We start from the raw sequence: 24217 nt of genomic DNA on the forward strand, positions 1-24217 counted from the left end.
CTGCGTTCGTGTCGTTCAGGCCCATGCTGCTGCGATCCTCCATCCGCGACCCTCGAGTTCCTCGACGAGTCGCTGTTCCTGCTCGGGCAGGACCGACACCTCGACGATGCCGATCTGCGCGCCCGGTGAGTGCTCGAGGCGCATGTCCTCGAGGTTGATGCCGATCTCCCCGATGAACGTCAGGAGCGCGGCGATCTGCCCGGGGGTGTCGTCGACGAGGACGACCACCTGGGCGAAGCGCTTGGTGGTGCCGTGCTTGCCGGGCAGCCGTTCGACCCCACGGTTGCCGGCGGCGATCGTCTCGGCCAGGGTCCGTGGTGCGCCGGCGGCGGCGGGGTCGTCGAGCGCCCCGATCACGCCGCTCAGCTCGTCGCGCAGGTCGGCCAGGACCCGCCGGACGTTGGCCGCGTTCGCACCGATGATCTGCACCCACAGGCCGGGGTCGCTCGCGGCGACGCGGGTGACGTCACGGACGCCACCTCCGGCGAGACCGAGGGACCCGTCCGGGGCGTCACGAAGCCGCGAGGCCATCAACGTCGACACGAGCTGCGGCACGTGCGAGACGTAGGCCACGGCCAGGTCGTGCGACGCCGGGTCCATCGGCACGACGGTCGCGCCGACGTCGAGCGCCAGGTCCTCGACCACGGCGGCGCGCTGGTAGCTGATGGCGTCGTGTCCGGCGATCACCCAGGGGCTGCCGACGAACAGGTCGGCGCGGGCGGCGCTCGGTCCGCTGCGTTCACGACCGGCCATCGGGTGCGACCCGATGTAGCGGGTGACGTCGGCGCCGGCGGCCACGAGCTCGGCCAACGGTCCGGCCTTGACGCTCGCGACGTCGGTCACGATGGCGTCCGGGTAGGCGGACAGTTCGCGGGCGACGACGGTCGCCACGACGTCCGGCGGGACCGCCACCACCACGAGTTCCGGCTGGTCGCCGGGTTCGGGCCGGCGCCCGGCCCCGTAGTCAACGGCGAGCGCCAACGCGCCGGGTGAGACGTCGTCGAGGACGACGTCGACCCCCTTCTCGCGCAGCGCCAGACCGATCGAGGTGCCGAGGAGCCCGGTGCCGACGACCCGCACCGGGCCGCGCACGCGGCGGTCGATGTCGGGTGGGGTCAGGTCGGTCACCGGGCAAGCCTACCGACCGCCACCCGGGCTTCGGTCGACGCCCGGGTGGCGGTCACGGCCCGAGGGGCGGTCGCAGGTCAGTCCGCGGTCTCGTCGTCCCACTCGTCGTCCTCGCCCTGGTCGAGGGCGACGTCGCGGTCGTCTCGAGCTGAGGGCTTGGCGTCGCGGACGGTGCCGAGCAGCTTCCCGACCTCGACCGTGCCCAGCTCGCGCATCTTGCCCGGCGGCAGGCTGCCGAGGTGCAGCGGCCCGAACGAGCGGCGGACGAGTTCGAGGACCGGGTGGTCGACGGCCTCGAGCATGCGACGGACGATCCGGTTGCGGCCGGAGTGCAGCGTGATCTCGACGAGCGACTCACCCCGCGAGGACTCGAGCAACCGCACCTTGTCGGCCTTGATCGGACCGTCCTCGAGCTCGACGCCCTCGGTCAGACGCTGGACCACGGCGGGGTTCACGTTGCCGTGCACCTTCGCGATGTAGGTCTTCTGCACGCCGAACGACGGGTGCGCGAGCACGTGTGCCAGGTCGCCGTCGTTCGTCAGGACGAGCAGCCCGGAGGTCTCGGTGTCCAGGCGGCCGACGTTGAACAGGCGCTCCTCGTAGCGGTCCACGAACTCGGTCAGGTCGCGGCGACCGCGCTCGTCCTGCAGGCTCGAGACGACACCGGTCGGCTTGTTCAGCACGATGTACCGCCGCGAGGAGTCGATCTGCACCGGCACGCCGTCGACCGAGATCGCGTCGGTCGCGGGGTCGACACGACGCCCGAGGGCGTCCACCACCTGCCCGTTGACCGTCACACGGCCCTCGACGATCAGGTTCTCCGCGACGCGGCGAGATGCCACGCCCGCAGCGGCGATCACCTTCTGCAGGCGCTCCCCCTCTGCCTGGAGGCCCGGCTCGGCCCCGGCGGACGCCGCCCCGTCCGCCGCGTCCCAGTCCTCGATGATCGGGCGTTCGGGCGTGCCCTCCACCGGGGCGCCGTGGCTGTCGCGCTCACCGCTCGGCTTCGGCGTGGTGCGGCCGTTGGCGGTGTTGCTGCTCTTGCCGGGGCGGTCGCTGTTGCGGACGCTCGTGGTGCCGCCGACGTAGCGGCGGCCGTTGTGCCAGACGCGGCTCTGCTGGCCGTCGGGGCCGCGGCGGTCGTCACGTCGGTCGTCACGCGGCGCGGAGCTGCGGTCGTCGCGACCCCGGTAGCCGCCCCGGTCGTCACGGTTGTCGCGGGGTGCCGAGCTGCGGTCGTCGCGACCCCGGTAGCCACCACGGTCGTCACGGTTGTCGCGAGGTGCCGAGCTGCGGTCGTCGCGGCCCCGGTACCCACCGCGGTCGTCACGCGGCGCGGAGCTGCGGTCATCGCGCCCGCGGTACCCGCCACGGTCATCGCGCGGCGCGGAGCTGCGGTCATCGCGCCCGCGGTACCCACCGCGGTCATCACGCGGCGCGGCGCTGCGGTCATCGCGCCCGCGATACCCGCCACGGTCATCACGCGGGGCCGAGTTGCCGCGGTAGCCGCCGCGATCGTCACGCGGCGCAGAGTTCCCGCGGTAACCACCGCGATCATCGCGCGGCGCAGAGTTCCCGCGGTAGCCACCGCGGTCATCGCGCGGCGCAGAGTTCCCGCGGTAACCACCGCGGTCGTCGCGCGGAGCCGAGTTGCCCCGGTAGCCACCACGGTCATCACGCGGGGCCGAGCTGCGGTCGTCGCGACCCCGGTAGCCACCGCGATCGTCACGCGGCGCAGAGTTCCCGCGGTAGCCACCTCGGTCATCGCGCGGAGCCGAGCTGCGGTCATCGCGGCCGCGGTAGCCGCCACGGTCATCGCGAGGCGCAGAGTTGCCCCGGTACCCACCACGGTCGCCGCCGCCGGCACGGTCGTCACGGCCGCGGTACCCGCCACGGTCGCCGCCGCGGTCGTCACGCGGCGGGTAGCCACCACGTCGGTCGTCGTCACGCGGCGGACGTGCGCCCCCGCGGTCGTCGCGACCGTACCCACCGGAGCGGCCACCGGCACTGGAGCCGGCCCCGCCGCGCCCGGGAGCCGAACGCCCGGGGCGATCCGGGCCTCCTGAGTGTCCGTTGCGGTCGTCTCGGTCTCGGGGCGCGCCGCGCCCCCGGTCGTCAAACCCGGCCATCGGGGATCCCTTCGTTCTGCCCGAAGCCGTCCGCACCGTCGTCCAGGAGGGGCGAGATGAGCGGCAGCTCGTCGAGCGAGTTGATGCCGAGCTGCTGCAGGAGCAGATCGGACGTGACGTAGTTGATGGCGCCGGTCTCGGAGTCGGTGAACGACTCCTCGATGAGACTGCGCGCGACCAGCGTTCGGACGACGCCGTCGACGTTGACGGCGCGGATCGACGCGATCTGGGATCGCGTGATCGGTTGCTTGTAGGCGACGACCGCGAGGGTCTCGAGCGCGGCCTGCGACAGGCGCGAGGGACGCTCGGCCTCGACGAACTGCTCGACGACGGCGTCCAGGTCCTGGCGGACGTAGAAGCGCCAGCCGCCGCCGACCTCGCGGAGTTCGAACCCGCGGCGGGTGGTGCCGTCGACGCCGTCGAAGTCCGCGACGAGGCGTTCGACGGCCTGGCGGACGGCGGGGACGGGTGCGTTCACGGCGGCGCCGAGCGCGACGAGTGACTGGGGCTCGTCCGCGATCATCAGGATCGCCTCGAGCTGGCGGTCGATCGGGATCGCCGGGTGCGTCTGCGGGGCATGCTCGTGCTCCTGCTCGGCACGCGCGTGGATCTCGTGCTCGATCGCGCGGGCGTCGGCCATCTCGTCGGCGCCGCCGGGTTCGGCGCTGGACGTGTCGTGCACGTCATCCGTCATAGTCGGCTCCCAGGTTGGCGAGGCTCTCGTCGGACCAGTCCTCGGCGGTCCATCGGAGCGTGAGTTCCCCGAGCGGCTCGAGTTGTTCGAACGAGATCGATGCGTTCCGGTACAGCTCCAGGATCGCGAGGAAGCGAGCCACCACGATACCCGTCTGGTCGACGCCCGCGACCAGTTCGCGGAACGAGACGCCCTCGCCGTCGCGTGTCCGCAAGATCGAGACGACGATCGCGGCCTGTTCGCGGATGCTGATGAGCGGCGCGTGCAGGTGGTCGAGTCCGACCGTCGGGATCTCCCGCGGGGCGAACGCCAGCGCTGCCAGCGCGGCGAAGTCCTGCACCGAGAGCGTCCACACGAGCTCGGGCGTGCGTGCGCGGAACCGCTCCTCGAGCCGGACACTCCGGACGTGCCGACGCGACTCCACACCCCAGCGCTCACCGAACCAGTCGGCGGCCTGCTTGAACGCCCGGTACTGCAGCAGCCGTGCGAACAGCAGGTCGCGGGCCTCGAGCAGGGCGACGTCCTCGGCGTCGACGAGCTCACCCTGCGGCAGCAGCCCGACGATCTTCAGGTCGAGCAGGGTCGCGGCGACGACGAGGAACTCGCTCGCCTCGTCGAGCTCGTCCGCCGACTCGGCCTGACGCACGTACTGGATGAACTCCCCCGTGACCGCGCCGAGCGAGACCTCGGTGATGTCGAGCTCGTGCTTCGTGATGAGCGACAGCAGGAGGTCGAACGGGCCGTCGAAGTTGGTGAGTCGGACCCGGAACCCCGACTCAGGCGACGGCGCCACGCTGGACGAGCTCTCGTGCGAGCTGCCGGTAGGCGTGGGCGGCGGCGTGGTCCGGTGCCGTCTGGGTGATCGGCCGAGCGGAGACGGTGGCGTCCGGGAACTTCACGGTGCGGCCGATGACGGTGTCGAGGACCCGGTCGTCGAAGGTGTCGACGACGCGCTCCATGACCTCGCGCGAGTGCAGGGTGCGCGAGTCGTACATCGTCGGCAGGATGCAGTCGAGCGTCAGCGCCGGGTTGAGGCGGTCACGCACCTTGTCGATCGTCTCGATGAGCAGGGCGACACCGCGCAGGGCGAAGAACTCGCACTCGAGCGGGATCAGCACGCCGTGCGCCGCGGTCAGGGCGTTGACGGTGAGCAGGCCGAGCGACGGCTGGCAGTCGACCAGGATCACGTCGTAGTCGTTCGCGACCTTGCGCAGCACGCTCGCCAGGATCTGCTCACGGGCGACCTCGTTGACCAGGTGCACCTCGGCCGCGGACAGGTCGATGTTCGCCGGGATCACGTCGAGCCCCGGGGTGTTCGTCGGCTGGATGACCTGGATCGGGTCCTTCACGGCGCCCATGAGCAGGTCGTAGACGGTGTGGATGTCGTGCGTGCGGACACCGAGGCCCGCCGAGAGCGCACCCTGCGGGTCGAAGTCGACGGCCAGGACCTTGCGGCCGTACTCCGCCAGCGCCGCACCGAGGTTGATCGCCGTGGTGGTCTTGCCGACGCCGCCCTTCTGGTTGCAGAGGGCGATGATGCGCGCAGGGCCGGTGCTGTCGAGTTCCTCGGGCACGGGGAACTCCCGGACAGGACGACCCGTCGGACCGATGGAGGTCGCGCCGGTGGGGTTGGTCGTCGGGTTCGTGCTCACCCGGCCATCGTACCGGCGACGTCGGCCGGCCCGGGGCCGCACCGCCGCGCGCGGCCGGGTCGGCGTTGCTCGTGGCAGGGTGCCTGGCCGACGCGGTCGCCGCTCAGGCTGCGCGCAGGGCCACGCGCATGCTGTCGACGCGTTCGGCGATGACGGCGTCCGTCGACCACCGCTGCTGCAGGCGTGCGACGAGCTCGCCGACCTGCTCGCGGTCGAGCCCCGGGTGCAACGCCAGCCCGACGGTCAGCTCCGGGCCGGCGAAGCGTCCGACCGGGTCACCGGGGGTCAGTTCGACACGGGCGACGCTGCGCTCCCCCACGACCGAGTCGGCGAACGCCTGGGCGACCTCGGGGTCCTCGAAGCACGGGGTCCACGGCAGGTCCTGACCGAGCGCCCACACCGCGGGACGGCGCAGCACGAACTCGGTCGCCGACTTCGGGTCGAGCACGACGAGCTGCGTCTCCTCGCTCGCCGCGGCCATCGCCACCCGGCGTGACTCCACGGGCACGGGCCGGGCATCGGCGTCCCAGGCGTGCATCGCATCGACCGAGGTGAACGCCGGCATCACGCTCCGCCCGTCCGGCCCGGCGACCGTCACGATCGAGAGCTCCTGGGTCTTGTCCACGAGCTTGCCGGCGTCGGTCTCGCCGAGGTCGCCGGCCTCGGCGATGAGCGGGATGAGTAGCCGGGCGGTGCGCAGCGCCTCGACGACCGCCGCCTGCGATGCACCGGCGGCCACGCCCGCGATCGCCGCGGTCAGCGCCGGGTCGGCCAGCCCGTCGTCGTCGGCGAACGCGGTGTCGTGGTGATCGAACGTTCGACCTTCCCAGGCGAAGCCGGCCGAGTCCGCCGCGCCACCCGGGGTGTGCGCGTCGTCGGGCCCGGTTGCCGCGTCCGGTCCGGTTCCGCGCCCGTTCGAGATCCCCGCCACGCCGCTACTCCGAGGCGATGTCGAGTGCGGCCGGCAGCGTGAACGCCCCGGAGTACAGCGCCTTGCCGATGATCGCGCCCTCGAGCCCGAACGGCACGAGCTCGCGCAGCGCCCGCAGGTCGTCGAGCGTCGAGATCCCACCAGAGGCCACGACGGGCTGGTCGGTCCGGTCGCACACCTGGCGCAGCAGCTCGACGTTCGGGCCCTGCAGCGTGCCGTCCTTCGTGACGTCGGTGACGACGTACCGGGCACACCCAGCGGCCTCGAGCCGGTCCAGGACCTCCCACAGGTCGCCGGCGTCCTCGGTCCAGCCGCGGCTGGCGAGGGTCGTTCCACGCACGTCGAGCCCGACGGCGATCTGCTCGCCGTACTCGCCGATCACCCGAGCGGCCCAGTCCGGGTTCTCGAGCGCCGCCGTGCCGAGGTTGACGCGGGCGGCGCCGGTGGCCAGCGCGGCTTCGAGCGAGGCGTCGTCGCGGATGCCACCCGACAGCTCGACCGAGACGCCGTCGACCTCGCGGATCGCGTGCGCGATGACCTTGCGGTTGTCGCCCCGACCGAAGGCCGCGTCGAGGTCCACCAAGTGGATCCACTCCGCGCCCTGGTCGCGCCAGGTGCGCGCGGCAGCGACGGGGTCGCCGTAGCCGGTCTCGCTCCCCGCCTCGCCCTGGGTCAGCCGCACGGCCTGGCCGTCGACGACGTCGATGGCAGGCAGCAGGACGAGGGGCGAGGTGTCGGTGAGGTCGGTCATGGTCCTGTCGGTTTCGTCGCGGTGGTGAAGGTGCGGTGTTCGGTCTGGAGGCCCGTGGCACGTCCGGCGGCGCAGTCGCGCCCGTCACGGGCCGGGTTCAGAGCGAGCGCACCCAGTTGGTCAGCAGGCGGATGCCCGGCTCGCCGGACTTCTCGGGGTGGAACTGGGTCGCGGTGAGCGGCCCGTTCTCGACCGCGGCGATGAACCGCTGCCCGTGTTCGGCCCACGTCAGGCCGGGAGCACGGAACGGCCCGTAGGCGTCGAGCGGGAAGTCGGTCACGCCGTACGAGTGCACGAAGTAGAACCGCTCGTCGTGCAGCCCGTCGAACAGCACGGAGTCCTCTGGTGCCTGGACGGTGTTCCAGCCCATGTGCGGGAGGACCTCGGCCTGGAGCTGCTCGACGGTGCCGGGCCACTGCCCGAGCCCCTGGACGTCGGCTCCGCGCTCGATGCCGCGGGAGAACAACACCTGCATGCCCACGCAGATGCCGAGCACCGGACGACCACCGGCCAGACGGTGGTCGACGATCTCGCCGCCCTGGACGCCCTCGAGCTGGTCGATGACCGCGGCGAACGCCCCGACCCCGGGTACGAGCAGGCCGTCGGCACGGAGCGCCGCCTGCTTGTCGGAGGTCAACGTGACCTCGGCCCCGGCCCGCTCGAGTGCCTTGGCGGCGGAGTGGACGTTGCCCGACCCGTAGTCGAGGACGACGACGTTCGGCTTCGCGGTCACAGTGCGCCCTTGGTGGAGGGGATGCCGTCGACGCGCGGGTCGAGCTCGACCGCCTTGCGCATCGCACGCGCGAACGCCTTGAACTCGGCCTCGGCGATGTGGTGCGGGTCGCGGCCACCGAGCACACGGACGTGCACGGTGATGCCCGCGTTGAACGTGATCGCCTCGAACACGTGGCGGACCATCGACCCGGTGAAGTGACCGCCGATGCGGTGGAACTCGAACCCCTCGGGCTCACCCGAGTGCACGAGGAACGGGCGCCCGGAGACGTCGACGACCGCCTGTGCCAGCGCTTCGTCGAGGGGCACGAGGGCGTCGCCGTACCGGCCGATGCCGGACCGGTCGCCGAGCGCCTGCTTGAGGGCCTGCCCGAGCACGATGCCGGTGTCCTCGACCGTGTGGTGCACGTCGATGTCGGTGTCACCGGTCGAGCGCACGCGCAGGTCGATGAGCGAGTGCTTGCTGAACGCGGTCAGCATGTGGTCGAAGAACGGCACGCTCGTCGAGATGTCGGACGAACCGGTGCCGTCGAGGTCGAGCTGGAGTTCGACGCTCGATTCGCTCGTGCTGCGGCTGATCGAGGCGGTACGGGCGGTCATGCCCCAACCCTAACCGGCGGCTGCTCGGCGGCGACCTGCCGCATGGCGTCGAGGAAGGCGGTGGTCTCCTCTTCGGTGCCGGCACTCACCCGCAGGTGGTTCGGGATCCCGAGGTCGCGCACGATGACGTCCCGCTCGAGCAGCGACTCGAACGCAGCGTGCGGGTCAGCGACCCCACCGAACAGCACGAAGTTCGACCAGGTCTCGTACGTCCGGTAGCCCATGGCCTGCAGCTCGGTCACCATCCGGTCGCGCTGCTGCTTGATGTCGTCGACCATCGCGAGCATCTCGGGCGCGTGGCGCAGTGCGGCGACGGCGGCTGCCTGCGTCAGGACGGACAGGTGGTAGGGCAGTCGGACGAGGCGGACGGCGTCGATCACGGCGGGGTGTGCCGCCATGTAGCCGACCCGTGCACCGGCGAACGCGAAGGCCTTGCTCATGGTGCGCGACACGACGAGACGCTCACGCCCGGGCAGCAGCGTGAGGGCGCTCGGCACGTCGGCCGGCATGAACTCGGCGTAGGCCTCGTCCACCATCACGATGCCGTCGGTCGCGGCGTACGCGGCCTCGATCGTCTCGATCGGCAGCGGTGTGCCCGTGGGGTTGTTCGGCCCGCACAGGAACACGATGTCCGGACGGTGCTGCTCGATCGCCGCCACCACGGTCTCGGGAGAGATGCGGTACTCGTCGTCGCGCTCCGCCGGGATCCAGGTCGTGCCGGTTCCGGACGCCAGGATCGAGTGCATCGAGTAGGTGGGCGGGAACCCGAGGACGGAACGCCCCGGGCCGCCGAAGGCCTGCAGCAGCTGCTGGAGGACCTCGTTCGAGCCGTTCGCCGCCCACAGCTGTTCTGCCGACAGGCCGTGCCCGAGGTACCCGGCCAGCGATTCGCGGAGCTCCGTGAACTCGCGGTCCGGGTAGCGGTTCACCGTCGCGAGCGCCTGGCGGATCGAGGCGACGATGTCGTCAGCCACGTCGTCCGGCACGGGATGCGTGTTCTCGTTGACGTTCAGCTGGACGCGGACGTGCTTCTGCGGAGCGCCGTAGGGGCTCTGACCGCGGAGGTCATCTCGGATCGGGAGGTCTTCCAGCGTGAATGCCACCGATCCATCGTAGGCCGCTGTGGCCACCGGACGACCAGCCGTCCGGACGGGACTGCCCTCGACCACTTGCAGCGACTACTGGCCGGAGGTGTACTTCGTCGGGATGGCGATCTGCTCGCCGGCCTGCAGCCCGGAGCCGTCGAGAGCGTTGAGGCTGATGACGTCCTGCACGAAGTCGCGCGGGTCGGCGTTCGGCGCGGTGTCCTCGGCCAGCTGCCAGAGCGTCTCGCCCGGCTGGATCGTGACCGTGTCGAACTGCGTCCGGGCGCCACCAGCGGCGGCGTCACCGGCGGACGCCTGGCCGCCGTTCAGGACGAAGAAGGCGACGACGATGAGGAGAGGGAGCGCGGCGAGCGTCGTGAAGACGATGCGGCCGCGGCGCGTCAGGCGCAGGCGGACGCGCACGGCGGGGGCCGCGGTGCGCTGGATGTCAGCGATGGCGATGGTGCTCATGTCGTTCTTGCCTTCCCGTTCGGGTGAACCGAAGTCGTGTACCGAACATAGTTTCGAATCAGACGACGCACAAGTCCTAGGAGAGGATTTCTGCGGGGTTTTCTTGCGACACGCTCGAACAGGTGTTTGTCCGGGGTTGACCGGTCGGATACTGTTTCGATCGACTGGGACAAGTCAAACGGGGACCACCGACATTCCCGCCACGGCCGCTCAGCACCGACGAAAGCGAGACGACGTGGTGGACGAACTGCGGGGCCAGAAGCCGCTGACCGCGAAGCAGCAGACGATCCTCGACGCCATCCGTGCGTCCATCGCCTCGCGGGGCTACCCGCCGAGCATGCGCGAGATCGGCGATGCAGCCGGGCTCTCCTCGCTGTCGAGCGTGTCCCACCAGCTCGGCCAGCTCGAGCTCGGTGGCTGGATCCGCCGCGACCCGAACCGTCCCCGTGCGCTCGAGGTCCTGGTCGACGAGCCCACGCCGGACGTCACCGGGCCCGACGTCGACGCCACGACCCTCGTGCCGCTGGTCGGCCGGATCGCCGCCGGTGTCCCGATCACGGCGGAGCAGCACGTCGACGAGATCGTCCCGCTCCCCCGGCAGCTCGTCGGCTCGGGCGACCTCTTCATGCTCAAGGTCGTCGGCGAGTCGATGATCGACGCCGCGATCTGCGACGGCGACTGGGTGGTCGTGCGCGCGCAGCAGACCGCCGAGAACGGTGACATCGTCGCCGCGATGCTCGACGAAGAAGCGACCGTCAAGGTCTTCCGCCAGCGCGACGGCCACACGTGGCTGCTCCCCCGCAACACCGCATTCGAGCCGATCCTCGGCGACGCGGCGTCGGTGCTCGGCAAGGTCGTCGCGGTCCTCCGCTCCCTCTGACGCGCCCCGGGCACAACCACGATCGGCTCGAACCACGAGATCTCGTGGTTCGAGCCGATTTCGGTTGTGCGGCGTTGAACTGAACCGCGGCCGGAGCGCACCCGCGCGACGGACGTGGGGCGGGCCTCCCGGCCGTCAGCCGGTACCGGCCGTCAGGACGTGACGGGGGCGACCACGTACGGATCGAGCTCCGCGACCTGCCGCTGGAAGACGCGTACGCGCAGGCGGGTGCCGTCCTCGACGTAGTCGACGGAGTCGACCGCGCCGGCGTCGTGCAGCGTGGAGACGAGGTCACCGCGGTCGTAGGGCACGACCACTGTGAGCTCGACGTCGGGCTCCGGCAGGCGCTCCTCGATGGTGCGGAGGAGCTCCGGGATGCCCTCACCCGTACGGGCCGACACGAAGACGGCGTCCGACGCGAGCCCGATCAGGACGAGGCGCTGTGCGTCGTCGATCAGGTCGGCCTTGTTGAACACGACGATCTCGGGGATGTCGTGCGCGCCGACGTCGCCGATGACCTCGCGCACGGTGGCGAGCTGTGCGCCGGGGTCGGGGTGCGAGCCGTCGACCACGTGCACGATGACGTCGGCCTCGCCGACCTCCTCGAGGGTGGAGCGGAAGGCCTCGACCAGTTGGTGCGGCAGGTTCCGGACGAAGCCGACCGTGTCCACGAAGGTGAACTCGCGGCCCTTGGTGCTCTCGGTCCGGCGGACCGTGGCGTCCAGCGTCGCGAACAGCTGGTTCTGCACCAGCACGCCGGCGCTCGTCAGGCGGTTCAGGAGCGAGGACTTGCCCGCGTTCGTGTAGCCGGCGATCGCGACGCTCGGCACCTCGTTGCGGTGGCGGTCGGCACGCTTCGCCTCGCGCGCGGGGCGGAACCCGGCGATCTGGCGGCGGAGCTTCGACATGCGGGTGTGGATGCGACGCCGGTCGAGCTCGATCTTCGTCTCACCGGGACCACGCGAACCCATGCCCGCACCGCCGGAGACCTGACCACCGGCCTGCCGGGACATCGAGTCACCCCAGCCGCGCAGTCGGGGTAGCAGGTACTGGAGCTGCGCGAGCTCGACCTGGGCCTTGCCCTCTCGGGTCTTCGCGTGCTGGCTGAAGATGTCGAGGATCACGGCCGTGCGGTCGATGACCTTGACCTTCACGACGTCCTCGAGCGCACGGCGCTGCGACGGGGCGAGCTCGGTGTCCGCGATCACCGTGTCGGCGCCGGTGGCCTTGACGACCATCGCGAGCTCTTCCGCCTTGCCCTTGCCGAGGTAGGTCGCCGGGTCGGGGTTCGGTCGACGCTGGAGGAGCCCGTCGAGGACCACCGCGCCGGCGGTCTCGGCCAGGGCGGACAGCTCCCGCAGGGAGTTCTCGGCGTCCTGCGCATCACCGTGCGGGTACACGCCGATCAGGACGACCTGCTCGAGCCGCAGCTGGCGGTACTCGACCTCGGTGACGTCCTCGAGCTCGGTGGAGAGGCCGGCGACGCGGCGCAGTGCCGCGCGGTCCTCACGGTCGTACTGGTCGCCGTCGCCGTCCCACCCGTGCTCGTCGACCGAGCGGGTCTGGATCGCCTGGGCGGGGGCGAAGATGGACGATGCTGCGCGGCGGTCGGCGTTGCGCAACACCCGTTCGACGACACCGTCTGCGCTGTCGTCGTTGGTCTGGTCGTTCTGCTGATGGGTATCCGTCATCCTGTCCACAGGGTACCTCCGGTGGGCCTCGGACACACCGGGTTCCCGCTACGGTTCATCCATGGCGAACGACCACTACTTCTCCGCGAACCCGTCATCGGACACCCGCGAACGCCAGATCGACGTCACCCTCGCCGGCCGGTCGCTCACGCTGACCACGGCAGCAGGGGTCTTCAGCCCGGACGGCCTCGACCGCGGCACCCGCGTGCTGCTCGGTTCCGTCCCGCCGCCCGCGCACGACGGCGCCCTGCTCGACGTCGGTTGCGGCTGGGGCCCGATCGCGATCACGATGGCGCTGCACTCCCCTGACGCGTCGGTGTGGGGCGTCGACGTCAACGAACGGGTGCTCGGTCTGGCGCGGGCCAACGCCGAGGCCGCCGGTGCGTCGAACGTCACCATCGCCCTGCCCGACGACGTCCCGGACGACCTGCGGTTCCGGACGATCTGGTCGAACCCGCCGATCCGCGTCGGCAAGGACGAACTCCACGAGATCCTGCTGACGTGGCTGCCCCGGCTCGAGGTCGAGGGCGACGCCTGGCTCGTGGTGTCGAAGGACCTCGGGGGTGACTCGTTGCAGAAGTGGCTCGTCGGTGCGCTCGGGGCCGGGTTCCACGTCGCGCGGGCGTCCACCGACAAGGGGTTCCGCGTCATCCGCGTGCGCCGGACGGCGTAGCGCGGCGCGCGCCGCGCCGCCCGCCGCGCCGCCCCGCCCGCCGCGCCGCCCGCCGCGGGCGCCGCGCGAGCGGCTTCGTGAGCAGAAATGGTCGAGTCGCCGCAGAGCACCCGACCATTTCTGCTCACGAAGCGGCGCGCGCCGCCTGCGGCGCTCCGCCCGCGCTCCGCCCGCCGCCCGTGGCCCGCCCCGCGGCCCGCGCCCCCGCGTCAGACCGTCAGGTCGCCGGAGAACACGAGCTCGGCCGGCCCGGACAGCGACACGTGCTCGCCGTCCTCCGCCGCGAACATCCGCACCGTCACGACGCCGCCCGGAACCCGCACGCGCCAGGTGTCCGGCGCACCGGAACCCACCCAGTACCGCGTCGCGAGCGCAGCAGCCACCGCACCGGTGCCGCACGACAGCGTCTCGCCACTGCCCCGCTCGTGCACCCGCATCGTGATCTCGCCGACGCCGTCGTTGATCAGGGGGTCGCCGGGCAGCACGAACTCGACGTTGGCGCCGTGTTCGGGCGCCGGGTCGAGCACGGGCAGGAAGGTCAGGTCGAGGTCGGCGAGTTCGTCCTCGGTCGCGACGGCGACGACCACGTGCGGGTTGCCGACGTCGATGCCGATGCCGGGCCGGGCACCGTCGAGGTTCTTGGCGCGCACCATGACGTCGTCCGAGCCGCCGTCCTCGATGCCCAGCCCCCACCGGCCGAGGTCGGCAGCGAAGCCGTTGGTGGTCCGCTGGATGTCGACCAGGCCCTTGCGGCTGCCGACGGTCAGGGTCTCGCCGGGTGCGAGCTCGACCAGGCCGGACTCGGTCAGGTACCGCGCGAACACCCGGATCCCGTTGCCGCACATCTCGGCGACCGTGCCGTCGGCGTTGTGGTAGTCCATGAACCACGTCGCCGCGGGTTCGACGGCCACCAGGGCGCGTCCTTCGGGGATCGCCTCGGACCGCACCGCTCGGATCACGCCGTCGCCGCCCACGCCGAAACGTCGGTCCGCGATCGCGCGGATCCGCTCGGGGGTCAGGTCGACGGTGGCGTCGGGGTCGGCGAACAGGACGAAGTCGTTGCCGGTCCCCTGGCCCTTGGTGAAGTGCAGCTCGGTCACGGGACGATCCTACGGGCCAGTTCCGACAGGTCCCCGCGGTCGGCTCCGGTGCCGTCGAGGGTCTCGGCCTCGGCGTAGCGGCGGAACCAGGACACCTGCCGTCGGGCGTACTTGCGCGTCGCGATGCCGGTCGCCTCGACCGCTGCCTCGATCGTGGAGGTCCCCCGCAGCACGTCGAGCGCCTGCGAGTACCCGATCGCGGCCCGCGCGGTCTTCCCGTCTTCGATGCCCTGCTCGCGCAGAGCCGCGACCTCGTCGACGAGCCCGGCGGCGAACATGCCCGCTGCACGCGCGTGCAGCGCCGCGACCAGCTGCTCACGATCGCGTCGCAGGTGCAGGATCCGGGACGGTCGCCAGGCGCGGGGCGCGGACGGGAGGCTCGGGGTCACGACCTCGGATCGGCTCGCGATCTCGAGTGCCCGGATCAACCGCCGTGGGTTGCGTGCATCGATCGTCGCTGCGGCCGCCGGGTCCAGGCCGCGGAGCCGCTCGAGCAGGATGCCCGGCCCGAGCTCGTCGTGCTCGCGCTCGAGCCGCGCGCGGAGTTCCGGGTCGGTGCCGGGGAACGCCAGGTCGAACAGGACGGAGGACACGTAGAGGCCACTCCCGCCGACGAGCACGGCGACGCCGCCGTCGGCACGGATGCGGTCCACGTCGGCTCGGGCGGCCACCTGGTACGCGGCGACGCTGGCCTCGTCGGTGACCTCGAGCACGTCGAGTTGGTGGTGCGGGATGCCGTGCCGTTCGTCGAACGACAGCTTCGCGGTGCCGATGTCCATGCCGCGGTACAGCTGCATGGCGTCGGCGTTGACGATCTCGGCGTTCCGGCCGGCGGCTCGGAGGCGTTCGGCGATCGCGATCCCGAGGTCGGACTTGCCCGTCCCCGTCGCCCCGACGACGGCGATCAGATCAGCGTCGGACGCGTCGCGCTCGCGGTGCTGTACCGGGTCGCGCTCGGGGTCCTGGGCCGTGTCGCGCTCGGGGCCGTCCCCGACGGGGGCGTCAGCGCCCGACACGGAGCGTGGGCAGTCCGAGCGACACCGGGCGCGGACCGTCGCCGGGCGCCGCCGGGGTCGGCACGCCGCAGCTCTCGGCCTCGGCACGGTCCCAGGCGTCGCCCGCCCGGGTGCGTCGGATGCGCAGTGGAGCGTCGTCGTCGGCGATCAGGAAGTGCGGGGCCGCTCGGGTGATCTCGACCGTGACGACGTCGCCGGGTCGCGGGACCGCGGAGCCCTCCGGCACGGCGAAGTGCACGAGCCGCGAGTCTTCCGCGCGTCCGGACAACCGGCGGGTGGCGTCGTCCTTCCGCCCCTCGCCCGTCGCGACGAGGACCTCGACGCTCCGGCCGACCTGCGCGGCGTTCTCTTCCGCGGTGATGCGTTCCTGCAGCGCGACGAGCCGCTCGTACCGCTCCTGCACGACGTGCTTCGGCAGCTGGTCGTCCATCGTCGCCGCCGGGGTACCGGGGCGGATCGAGTACTGGAACGTGAAGGCGCTGGCGAACCGTGCCTGCTCGACGACGCGCAGGGTGTCCGCGAAGTCCTCTTCCGTCTCGCCGGGGAACCCGACGATGATGTCGGTCGAGATCGCCGCGTTCGGGATCTTGGCGCGCACCCGGTCGAGGATGCCGAGGAAGCGCTCGCTCCGGTAGCTCCGCCGCATGGCCTTGAGGACCCGGTCGGACCCGGACTGCAACGGCATGTGCAGCTGCGGCATGACGTTCGGGGTCTCGGCCATGGCGTCGATGACGTCGTCGGTGAAGGCTGCCGGGTGCGGGCTCGTGAAGCGGATGCGCTCGAGGCCGTCGATGGTGCCGGCCGCGCGCAGCAGCTTGCCGAACGCCTGACGGTCGCCGAACTCGACCCCGTACGAGTTCACGTTCTGCCCGAGCAGCGTGACCTCGATCGCGCCGTCGTCGACGAGCGCCTGGATCTCGGCGAGGACGTCGCCCGGGCGTCGGTCCTTCTCCTTGCCGCGGAGCGACGGGACGATGCAGAACGTGCACGTGTTGTTGCACCCGACCGAGATCGACACCCACCCGCTGTGGGTCGAGTCACGCTTGGTCGGCAGCGTCGACGGGAACACGTCGAGCGCTTCGAGGATCTCGATCTGCGCCTCGTCGTTGTGCCGCGCACGCTCGAGCAGCGTCGGCAACGAGCCCATGTTGTGCGTGCCGAAGACCACGTCCACCCACGGCGCCTTCTCGAGGATGACGTTCTTGTCCTTCTGCGCCAGGCACCCACCGACGGCGATCTGCATGCCGGGGTGGTCGCGCTTGATGCCAGCCAGCTGCCCGAGGTTGCCGTACAAGCGGTTGTCGGCGTTCTCGCGCACCGCACAGGTGTTGATCACGACGACGTCGGCCTGCTCGCCGTCCGCAGCCGTGTAGCCCGCCGCCTGCAGCGACCCGCTCAGCCGCTCGGAGTCGTGCACGTTCATCTGGCACCCGTAGGTGCGGACTTCGTAGGTGCGCTGGCGCGCTGCGACGGTGGCCATGGTCGTCCCAGTGTAGGTCGGGGCGACTACTCGAAGCGCACGGTCCCGCGGCCCGTCGGAGGCCGGCGTCCGCCGCCGTCGAGGGCACGCTGGACGGCGATCCGCACCACGCCCGAGCCGTAGCCCTTGCGCATCAGGAACCCCGACAACCGACGCTCGGCGGTCGCACGGTCGAGCCCACGCATCTGCGGCGCACGCTTGTCGGCGAGCTCCTGGGCGCGGATGAACTCGTCGTCCTCGTCGTCCGCAGCTTCGTCGAGCGCGGTGTCGATCGCGATCTGGTCGATGCCACGACGACGCAGCTCGGTGACCACGCCCTGTCGCCCCAGACCCTTGCGGGCGTGCAGGCGGTCCACCAGGTCGGTGGCGAGGGCGACGTCGTCGAGCAGCCCGACGCGGGTCAGGCGTTCGATCTCGTGCTCGACCACGTCGGGGTCGAGGTCCTGCTGGGTGAGCAGTGTCCGCATCTCGGACTCGCTCACGCCCTTGCGGCCGAGCGCCCGCATACTGAGCCGCTCGGCGTCGGCGCGTTGCTCGTCGAGGGGACGCGGGGCATCCGCAGGGTCGAGTTCTTCACCACCGGCGATCGAGAAGACCGACGCCGTCGTGGCGTCCGCCCCGTCGTCGTCGTAGCCGTCCTGCTCGGCCCGCGCGGTCCGGCCGGAACCGTCGCCGATGACCGGCGAGACCCAGTCGGCCTGTGCACGCGGCCCGCGGATGGGCAACGGAACAGGGGTGTCCGCATCGTCTTCGAGCACGGGCTCCGGAACGCTGGGCACCGTCGGCTCGGGTTCGGGCGTGGGATCCGCAGCTGCCGGGGCCCGACGACGGGACCTCGCACCGAACAGGTCCGTGACCGGTGCGAGGCCGTCGTCGTCGTGGTCGGTGCTCACGCGCCCTTGCGCTCCGCGAGCTTCGGCGCGATCGACTCGACCGGAGCCTCTTCTGCCTTGGCGCCACCGACGCCGAGCTTGGCGAGGATCTTGCCCTCGATCTCAGCCGCCGTGTCCGGGTTCTGGATCAGGAAGGAACGCGAGTTCTCCTTGCCCTGCCCGAGCTGGTCGCCGTCGTAGGTGTACCAGGCACCCGACTTCTTGACGATGCCGTGGTCGACACCGAAGTCGAGCAGCGAGCCTTCGCGCGAGATGCCGACGCCGTACAGGATGTCGAACTCAGCCTGCTTGAAAGGCGGCGCCATCTTGTTCTTGACGACCTTGACACGCGTGCGGTTGCCCACCGCGTCGGTGCCGCTCTTGAGCGTCTCGATGCGACGGATGTCGAGGCGGACGGACGCGTAGAACTTCAGTGCCTTACCGCCCGAGGTTGTCTCCGGGGAACCGAAGAACACGCCGATCTTCTCGCGCAGCTGGTTGATGAAGATCATCGTCGTCTGCGTCTGGTTCAGCCCACCGGCGAGCTTGCGCAGCGCCTGGGACATGAGGCGGGCCTGCAGACCGACGTGGGAGTCACCCATCTCGCCCTCGATCTCGGCGCGCGGCACCAGTGCTGCGACCGAGTCGATCACGATGAGGTCGATCGAGCCGGAGCGGACGAGCATGTCCGCGATCTCGAGCGCCTGCTCGGCGGTGTCCGGCTGCGACACGAGCAGGGCGTCGATGTCGACACCGAGCTTCTTGGCGTACTCCGGGTCGAGCGCGTGCTCGGCGTCGATAAAGGCCGCGATGCCACCGGCGCGCTGGGCGTTGGCGATGGCGTGGATGGTGAGGGTCGTCTTACCCGAGGACTCCGGGCCGTAGATCTCGACGATGCGGCCGCGGGGCAGTCCCCCGATGCCGAGCGCGACGTCGAGCGCCACCGACCCGGTCTGGATGACGTTGACGGGTGCGCGTTCGTCCGAACCGAGGCGCATGATCGCACCCTTGCCGAACTGCCTGTCGATCTGTGCGAGTGCGGTCTCGAGGGCCTTTTCGCGGTCTGCCGGTGATGGCATGGGGTGCTCCTTCGTGCTCGTGTTCGGCCGCCTGTAGGCTGTCGCGTCCACGCCGGCCGGTGGTGCAAGGCCGATGGTTCTGCGACAAGGCTTCGGGCTGTTCCCGATGTCCATCAACCTATGGCTGGCCACCGACATCACTGCCGACGGTCACGCGATCTGTGGATGGAACACCTGGGCGACGCCGCTGTGGAGGAACGTACCACCGATCGAACACCCGTTCGAGCAACACGCCGAACACAGTTTCGGGCGGTGGCGGCGGCGCGACGGAGCGCGGACGCCTCAGTTCTGCGGCTCGGCCAACCCCTTGCCGTGCCGCCGGTCGAGCGGGACGTCCTGCGAGTCGCAGAGGGCATCCCACACCCGGCGGGCGTCGATGCCGGCCGCGAGGGCGTCCACGGCCGAGCGGCCACCGAGTTCCTCGAGCACGACGTCACGGCTGACCACGGACCCGTAGGCCTCGCCGAACACCTGGTCGACGGCACGCCAGAACTCACTCACCCGCATCCGACAAGCCTAAAGCGTCCCCGAACACACAGCGCCCCGGACGCAGAACGCCCCCGCCGGGAGGTTCCGGCGGGGGCGTTCGGTGCGAGGCGCTCAGCGCACCGCGAGGTCGTTGTCGAACTCGGCGACGAGGTCGTCCGGGAGCGTGTCGGGGACGGGAGTGAGTCCCTCGACGATCGCGAGGCGGTCGCCCACCTCGCGCATGATCGTGGAGATGGGGGTGTCCAGCGCATCCGCGACGGACGCGAGGATCTCCGAGCTGGCCTCTTTCTGACCACGCTCGACCTCACTGAGGTACCCGAGAGCCACACTGGCCTTGGACGCGACCTGACGGAGGGTCCGGCCCTTCTGCAAGCGGAAGTCCCGAAGCACATCGCCGATTTCCTGACGAACGAGAACCATGAGAACTCCTCCTCTCTGTCGTCTCCGCGCCCGCCCGATCCGGAGGATCGAGTTCGGGTTCAGCAACTTTAGCGTTGCCGGTTGAAGCATGCTAACCAGGCTGGCTGCCGTCCTGCTGGAGATTGCGTGAGATGTAACCCAGTGGAAACGGGACCTATTCCCGGCCTCGGACCACGGACGACATCCGTGTCAGGAGTTCGGAGACGGACGCCGTGCGGATTGCACCGCGGTCCCCGTCGAGGTGGAGTTTCCAGGCAGTGGCGCCGTCCGCCGACGCGATGCCGACGTAGACGGTGCCGACCGGCTTGCCGTCCTGCGGGTCCGGCCCGGCGACACCGGTCGTGCTCATCCCCCACGTCGCCGGCTCACCATCGACGGACAGCGCAATGCGGACACCGGCCGCCATCTGCCGCGCGACCTCGGGATCGACGGCCCCGTTGGCCGCCAGCAACGCCGACGACACCCCGAGCACGGTGTGCTTGACGGGCGTCGCGTAGGCCACGACTCCCCCGCGCACCACGGCGCTCGCCCCCGGAACACCGACGAGCGTCGATACCACCAACCCGCCGGTGAGCGACTCCGCCACGGCGACGGTCTCACCGCGACGCGTCAGGTCGGCGACCAGGTCCCGCGCGATCGCGTCGACCGTGTCGACAGGGCCGGGAGGCGCGGCGCCGGTCGCGTCGTCGGCCTGCGTCACGCGGTGGTCCGGTTGTGCTTCCACGCCTGGTACAGGTAGTCGATGCCGCTGAGCACGGTCGCCAGGAAGGCGGCGCTCATCAGCACCACGTTCACCCAGTGCGCCCAGTCACCGACGAGCTCCCACCACGGGAAGAGTGCCGACGTCAGGGCGACGGCCTGCAGCACGGTCTTGATCTTGCCGCCACGACTGGCCGGGATCACCCGGTCCGACAGCACCGCGAAGCGGAACACCGTGATGCCGATCTCGCGCACCATGATGAGCACCGTCACGTACCAGGGCAGCTCGAGCAGGATCGACAGGGCGACGAGCGCGCCGCCGATCAGGACCTTGTCGGCGATCGGGTCGACGAGCTTGCCGAAGTCGGTGACCAGGTTCTGCCGCCGGGCGATGATGCCGTCGGCGCTGTCGGTCACGATCGCGACGACGAAGACGATCGCCGCCCAGATGCGCAGCGGGCCGTCGTCGCCGGCGTCGGTGAGGAGCAGCACGAAGAACAGCGGCGCCATGAGGATGCGCACCACGGTGATGATGTTCGCGACGTTCGCCGTCGATGCCGGGCCGGGACCCTTGCGGAGCAGTCGCCCGCGCCAGGGGAACTTCGCGCCGTGTGTCGTGTCCGTGCCGTCCGAGGCGGTCATCGCCTTCACTCCCTGCCCGTCAGTCCCCACGCGTCCTCATCGGGCTCGTCGTGCACTTCATCGTACCCGCGGGTCATGTCGCCCACGGGGTCGGCGCCGTAGCGGTCGCCGTCGTCACTGGGGCCGGGCACGGGGGCCACGGGCGCCGGAGCAGCCGGCGGCTCCTCGCCGCGGAGCTTCGCGAGCACCGCGGGCAGCTGGTCGGTGGTGACGAGCACGTCGCGGGCCTTCGACCCCTCGGACGGACCGACGATGTCGCGGGACTCCATCAGGTCCATCAGGCGACCGGCCTTGGCGAAGCCGACCCGGAGCTTGCGCTGCAGCATCGAGGTCGAGCCGAACTGCGTCGAGACGACCTGTTCGACCGCCGCGAGCAGCAGTTCGAGGTCGTCGCCGATGTCGGCGTCGATCTCCTTGCGCTCGACCACGGCCTGGACGTCCTGGCGGTACTCGGGCTGGGCCTGGCGGGTGACGTGCTGGACGACCTCGGCGACCTCGCCCTCCTGCACCCACGCTCCCTGCACGCGCAGGGACTTCGACGATCCCATCGGCAGGAAGAGCGCGTCGCCCTGGCCGATGAGCTTGTCCGCGCCGGGCTGGTCGAGGATGACACGGGAGTCCGTGACGCTCGTCACCGCGAAGGCGATGCGGGACGGCACGTTCGCCTTGATCAGGCCGGTGATGACGTCCACCGACGGGCGCTGCGTCGCGAGCACCAGGTGGATGCCGGCGGCACGGGCGAGCTGGGTGATGCGGACGATCGACTCCTCGACGTCGCGCGGGGCGACGAGCATGAGGTCCGCGAGCTCGTCGACGACGACGAGCAGGTACGGGTACGGCTTGAGCTTCCGCTCGCTGCCGGCGGGCAGGACGATCTCGTTGTTCTCGATCGCCTTGTTGAAGTCGTCGACGTGGCGGAACCCGAACGACGCCAGGTCGTCGTACCGCATGTCCATCTCCTTCACGACCCACTGCAGCGCTTCGGCCGCCTTCTTCGGGTTCGTGATGATGGGCGTGATGAGGTGCGGGACACCCGCGTAGATCGAGAGCTCGACGCGCTTCGGGTCGACCAGGACCATGCGGACCTCGGACGGTTTCGCCCGCATGAGCAGCGACGTGATCATCGAGTTGATGAAGACCGACTTGCCGGAACCGGTCGAACCGGCGACGAGCAGGTGCGGCATCTTCGCCAGGTTCGCGACGACGAAGCCACCCTCGACGTCCTTGCCGACGCCGATCGTCATCGGGTGCTTCGACTTCCGCGCCGCGTTCGAGCGCAGCACGTCGCCGAGGGACACGATCTCGCGGTCGGAGTTCGGGATCTCGACACCGATGGCGCTCTTGCCCGGGATCGGCGAGAGGATCCGGACCTCGTTGGAGGCCACCGCGTACGACAGGTTCTTCGACAGCGCCGTGACGCGCTCGACCTTGACACCCGGGCCGAGCTCGATCTCGTAGCGGGTGACCGTCGGACCGCGGGAGAACCCGGTGACCTTCGCGTCGACCTTGAACTCCGTCAGCACGCCGGTGATGGCGGCGACGATGTCGTCGTTCGCCTGGCTGCGGGCGACCGAGGGGGTGCCGGAGCTCAGGGTGGTCGCGGCCGGCAGGCGGTACGGCTTCGACGGGTCGTCGTCGGTCGCCGCCGCGGAGAGTTCCTCGGGCTCGTCGGCGGCGGGGTCCTCGACGAGGGGGGCCGCGACCACGTCGGGCACCGCGGGGCGGATCGCCGCGGTCGGCTCCGGACGCGCGGGGACGTCGGTGCCGAAGTCCCGCAGGGCCTGCTCGGCGACCTGCAGGTCCTGTTCGACGGAGTCGTTGAGGTTGACCGAGGCGGGTTCGGCCGGTGTCAGGTCCACGAGGCCGGCGGCAGCGCCCGCGTTGGGGTTGACCACCGGGACAGCGGGTGCAGCCGCCGCGGCGGGCGGGGCCGTCGGTGCGACACCGGTGGCCGGGGGCAGCACGGGGCTGTCGTACGCCGGGTCCTCTTCGCGCCCGGACTTGTTCCGTCGCCACCACGGCACGTTGTCGCCGCCGGCGTCACCGTCGGCAGCAGCCTGCTCGTCGCCGAAGCCGAGGTCGTCGAACAGCTGGAAGTCGGTGTCGCCCTTCTTGCCGCGCTTGGCCGTCTTGGTGCGCGCAGCGGGCGCCGCAGCTGCCGCTTCGACCTCGGGCTCGGCGGCCGGGGCCGGCGCGCCGAACAGGTACGCGTACAGCTCGTGCAGCCGACGCCCGACCTTGTTCGGCGGCGTCTTGGTGATGATGAAGAGCGAGAGGACGAGCAGCACGATCGCCACCGGGACCGCGACCCAGGCGGTCGCGATCGTGACGAGCCAGCCGATCACGACCCAGCCGAGCACACCGCCGGCCGCAGCCAGGGCGGGCATGCCGTCCGCTGCGCTCGGCTGCCCGCCGAAGACGTGGCAGAGCGAGGCGATCGCGACGAGCAGGATCCCGAGGCCGATGCCGATCCGGGTGTTGTCGTGCACCGAGGCCGGGTGCCGGAACAGCCATCCGGCGAAGACGATCATGATCACCGGCAGAGCGAACGCCAACCGGCCGAACAGCCCGCCGAACGTGTACGCGTCGAGTGCGACCGACACGCCGTTCGTCGGGTTGAGCCACTCGACGACCGCGCCGGCGATGGCCAGCACGAACAGCAGGAACGGGAACCCGTCACGCCGCTGGTCCTTCTCGAGGGACTCCTTGCCGAGCAGTCGGAACATCGCCCCGACGCCGTGCGCCATCGCGAGCCAGAACGTCACGAGCGGGTTCTGCTCGCGGAACACCGGTGTCGGTGCCGCCTGCGACAGCTTCTTCGTCGTGGCCTGGGTGCGCGACGAACCGCGCGTCCCGTTCCCACGGGACGACGTGGACGCGCGCGAGCGCGTGGTCGACTTGGTGCCTCCGGCCATGGGCAGAACCCTAATCCCCACTCAGGACAAACCAAGGGAGGCCCGCCGCAGCATCCGTGACGGACGCTGGACGGGCCTCCCGGTCGAC

At 70.9% G+C, this 24217-nt stretch carries 25 protein-coding genes; 3 read left to right on the forward strand and 22 right to left on the reverse strand.

The features are described 5' to 3' along the window. Window positions 1-15 precede the first annotated feature (15 nt). Together ITJ60_RS11840 and ITJ60_RS18905 are read right to left on the reverse strand one after the other, a co-directional pair. Complete coding sequence (locus ITJ60_RS11840) at window positions 16-1128, reverse strand: prephenate dehydrogenase (protein ID WP_194648073.1); 1113 nt, start codon at window positions 1126-1128, stop codon at window positions 16-18. Between the two features lie 77 nt (window positions 1129-1205). Further along, window positions 1206-1997 (reverse strand): pseudouridine synthase, encoded by a 792-nt coding sequence (locus ITJ60_RS18905; protein ID WP_228510267.1) that lies wholly within the window; start codon window positions 1995-1997, stop codon window positions 1206-1208. A 231-nt stretch (window positions 1998-2228) separates the two neighbouring features. Here ITJ60_RS18905 and ITJ60_RS18910 point away from each other — a divergent pair, with 231 nt between their 5' ends. After that, window positions 2229-3194: a hypothetical protein gene (locus ITJ60_RS18910; RefSeq protein WP_228510175.1), complete on the forward strand. Its 966-nt coding sequence runs from the start codon at window positions 2229-2231 to the stop codon at window positions 3192-3194. 49 nt (window positions 3195-3243) lie between these two features. Here the strand turns inward: ITJ60_RS18910 and scpB are convergent, their stop codons facing one another. The 9 genes from scpB to ITJ60_RS11890 form a co-directional block, all read right to left on the reverse strand. Continuing rightward, window positions 3244-3951, reverse strand: coding sequence for an SMC-Scp complex subunit ScpB (gene scpB / locus ITJ60_RS11850; RefSeq protein WP_228510177.1), 708 nt, complete (start codon window positions 3949-3951; stop codon window positions 3244-3246). Beyond that, window positions 3941-4744 (reverse strand): segregation and condensation protein A, encoded by an 804-nt coding sequence (locus tag ITJ60_RS11855; protein WP_111084610.1) that lies wholly within the window; start codon window positions 4742-4744, stop codon window positions 3941-3943. Before ITJ60_RS11855 ends, scpB begins: the two co-directional genes overlap by 11 nt. Continuing rightward, window positions 4728-5603, reverse strand: a complete 876-nt coding sequence (locus tag ITJ60_RS11860) for a ParA family protein (protein ID WP_194648075.1) — start codon at window positions 5601-5603, stop codon at window positions 4728-4730. The genes ITJ60_RS11855 and ITJ60_RS11860 overlap by 17 nt, the downstream gene beginning before the upstream one ends. 103 nt (window positions 5604-5706) lie before the next feature. Next, window positions 5707-6534 (reverse strand): SseB family protein, encoded by an 828-nt coding sequence (locus ITJ60_RS11865; RefSeq protein WP_194648076.1) that lies wholly within the window; start codon window positions 6532-6534, stop codon window positions 5707-5709. Between the two features lie 4 nt (window positions 6535-6538). Beyond that, a complete protein-coding gene (gene priA / locus ITJ60_RS11870; protein ID WP_194648077.1) occupies window positions 6539-7285 on the reverse strand; it encodes a bifunctional 1-(5-phosphoribosyl)-5-((5-phosphoribosylamino)methylideneamino)imidazole-4-carboxamide isomerase/phosphoribosylanthranilate isomerase PriA in 747 nt (248 codons plus the stop codon). 97 nt (window positions 7286-7382) lie between these two features. Continuing rightward, a complete protein-coding gene (gene hisH, locus ITJ60_RS11875) occupies window positions 7383-8018 on the reverse strand; it encodes an imidazole glycerol phosphate synthase subunit HisH (RefSeq protein ID WP_194648078.1) in 636 nt (211 codons plus the stop codon). Then, a complete protein-coding gene (gene hisB / locus ITJ60_RS11880) occupies window positions 8015-8617 on the reverse strand; it encodes an imidazoleglycerol-phosphate dehydratase HisB (RefSeq protein ID WP_194648079.1) in 603 nt (200 codons plus the stop codon). Before hisB ends, hisH begins: the two co-directional genes overlap by 4 nt. Continuing rightward, window positions 8614-9720, reverse strand: coding sequence for a histidinol-phosphate transaminase (locus tag ITJ60_RS11885; RefSeq protein ID WP_123341024.1), 1107 nt, complete (start codon window positions 9718-9720; stop codon window positions 8614-8616). The genes hisB and ITJ60_RS11885 overlap by 4 nt, the downstream gene beginning before the upstream one ends. Before the next feature lie 75 nt (window positions 9721-9795). Continuing rightward, the gene (locus ITJ60_RS11890) at window positions 9796-10173 is read right to left on the reverse strand and encodes a LysM peptidoglycan-binding domain-containing protein (RefSeq protein ID WP_111084603.1); all 378 of its coding nucleotides are present in this window, start codon (window positions 10171-10173) and stop codon (window positions 9796-9798) included. 235 nt (window positions 10174-10408) lie between these two features. Here ITJ60_RS11890 and lexA point away from each other — a divergent pair, with 235 nt between their 5' ends. Then, window positions 10409-11053: a transcriptional repressor LexA gene (gene lexA / locus ITJ60_RS11895; RefSeq protein WP_123293903.1), complete on the forward strand. Its 645-nt coding sequence runs from the start codon at window positions 10409-10411 to the stop codon at window positions 11051-11053. Window positions 11054-11205: 152 nt separating this feature from the next. Here lexA and hflX read toward each other — a convergent pair whose 3' ends face one another. After that, on the reverse strand, window positions 11206-12744 hold the full coding sequence (gene hflX / locus ITJ60_RS11900; RefSeq protein ID WP_111084601.1) for a GTPase HflX: 1539 nt from the start codon (window positions 12742-12744) through the stop codon (window positions 11206-11208). Between the two features lie 61 nt (window positions 12745-12805). Here hflX and ITJ60_RS11905 point away from each other — a divergent pair, with 61 nt between their 5' ends. Then, a complete protein-coding gene (locus ITJ60_RS11905) occupies window positions 12806-13417 on the forward strand; it encodes a class I SAM-dependent methyltransferase (protein WP_194648080.1) in 612 nt (203 codons plus the stop codon). A gap of 209 nt (window positions 13418-13626) precedes the next feature. On the opposite strand, the gene dapF is transcribed toward ITJ60_RS11905, so the two are convergent. The 10 genes from dapF to ITJ60_RS11955 all read right to left on the reverse strand — a co-directional run bounded on the left by dapF (window position 13627) and on the right by ITJ60_RS11955 (window position 24129). Then, window positions 13627-14517 carry a diaminopimelate epimerase gene (dapF, locus tag ITJ60_RS11910; RefSeq protein ID WP_111084599.1) on the reverse strand — a complete coding sequence of 297 codons (891 nt, stop codon included), beginning with the start codon at window positions 14515-14517 and terminating at the stop codon, window positions 13627-13629. Beyond that, window positions 14514-15425, reverse strand: a complete 912-nt coding sequence (miaA, locus tag ITJ60_RS11915) for a tRNA (adenosine(37)-N6)-dimethylallyltransferase MiaA (protein ID WP_194648310.1) — start codon at window positions 15423-15425, stop codon at window positions 14514-14516. The genes dapF and miaA overlap by 4 nt, the downstream gene beginning before the upstream one ends. Window positions 15426-15519: 94 nt before the next feature. Further along, a complete protein-coding gene (gene miaB / locus ITJ60_RS11920; RefSeq protein WP_123341028.1) occupies window positions 15520-17013 on the reverse strand; it encodes a tRNA (N6-isopentenyl adenosine(37)-C2)-methylthiotransferase MiaB in 1494 nt (497 codons plus the stop codon). Window positions 17014-17039: 26 nt separating this feature from the next. Next, entirely contained in the window at window positions 17040-17906 is an 867-nt protein-coding gene (locus ITJ60_RS19330; RefSeq protein ID WP_194648081.1) for a regulatory protein RecX, read from the reverse strand. Continuing rightward, window positions 17903-18964 (reverse strand): recombinase RecA, encoded by a 1062-nt coding sequence (gene recA / locus ITJ60_RS11930; RefSeq protein WP_111084595.1) that lies wholly within the window; start codon window positions 18962-18964, stop codon window positions 17903-17905. Before recA ends, ITJ60_RS19330 begins: the two co-directional genes overlap by 4 nt. A 282-nt stretch (window positions 18965-19246) precedes the next feature. Continuing rightward, complete coding sequence (locus ITJ60_RS11935; RefSeq protein WP_123293908.1) at window positions 19247-19471, reverse strand: DUF3046 domain-containing protein; 225 nt, start codon at window positions 19469-19471, stop codon at window positions 19247-19249. Window positions 19472-19564: 93 nt separating this feature from the next. Continuing rightward, a complete protein-coding gene (locus ITJ60_RS11940; RefSeq protein ID WP_027464765.1) occupies window positions 19565-19873 on the reverse strand; it encodes a helix-turn-helix domain-containing protein in 309 nt (102 codons plus the stop codon). A gap of 154 nt (window positions 19874-20027) precedes the next feature. Beyond that, window positions 20028-20573, reverse strand: coding sequence for a CinA family protein (locus tag ITJ60_RS11945; RefSeq protein WP_416371909.1), 546 nt, complete (start codon window positions 20571-20573; stop codon window positions 20028-20030). After that, complete coding sequence (gene pgsA / locus ITJ60_RS11950) at window positions 20570-21214, reverse strand: CDP-diacylglycerol--glycerol-3-phosphate 3-phosphatidyltransferase (protein ID WP_194648082.1); 645 nt, start codon at window positions 21212-21214, stop codon at window positions 20570-20572. The genes ITJ60_RS11945 and pgsA overlap by 4 nt, the downstream gene beginning before the upstream one ends. 5 nt (window positions 21215-21219) lie before the next feature. Further along, window positions 21220-24129 carry a DNA translocase FtsK gene (locus ITJ60_RS11955; protein ID WP_194648083.1) on the reverse strand — a complete coding sequence of 970 codons (2910 nt, stop codon included), beginning with the start codon at window positions 24127-24129 and terminating at the stop codon, window positions 21220-21222. Between the last annotated feature and the right edge of the window lie 88 nt (window positions 24130-24217).

The sequence above is a fragment of the Curtobacterium sp. VKM Ac-2884 genome (genome assembly GCF_015350945.1).
Classification (GTDB): Bacteria; Actinomycetota; Actinomycetes; order Actinomycetales; family Microbacteriaceae; genus Curtobacterium.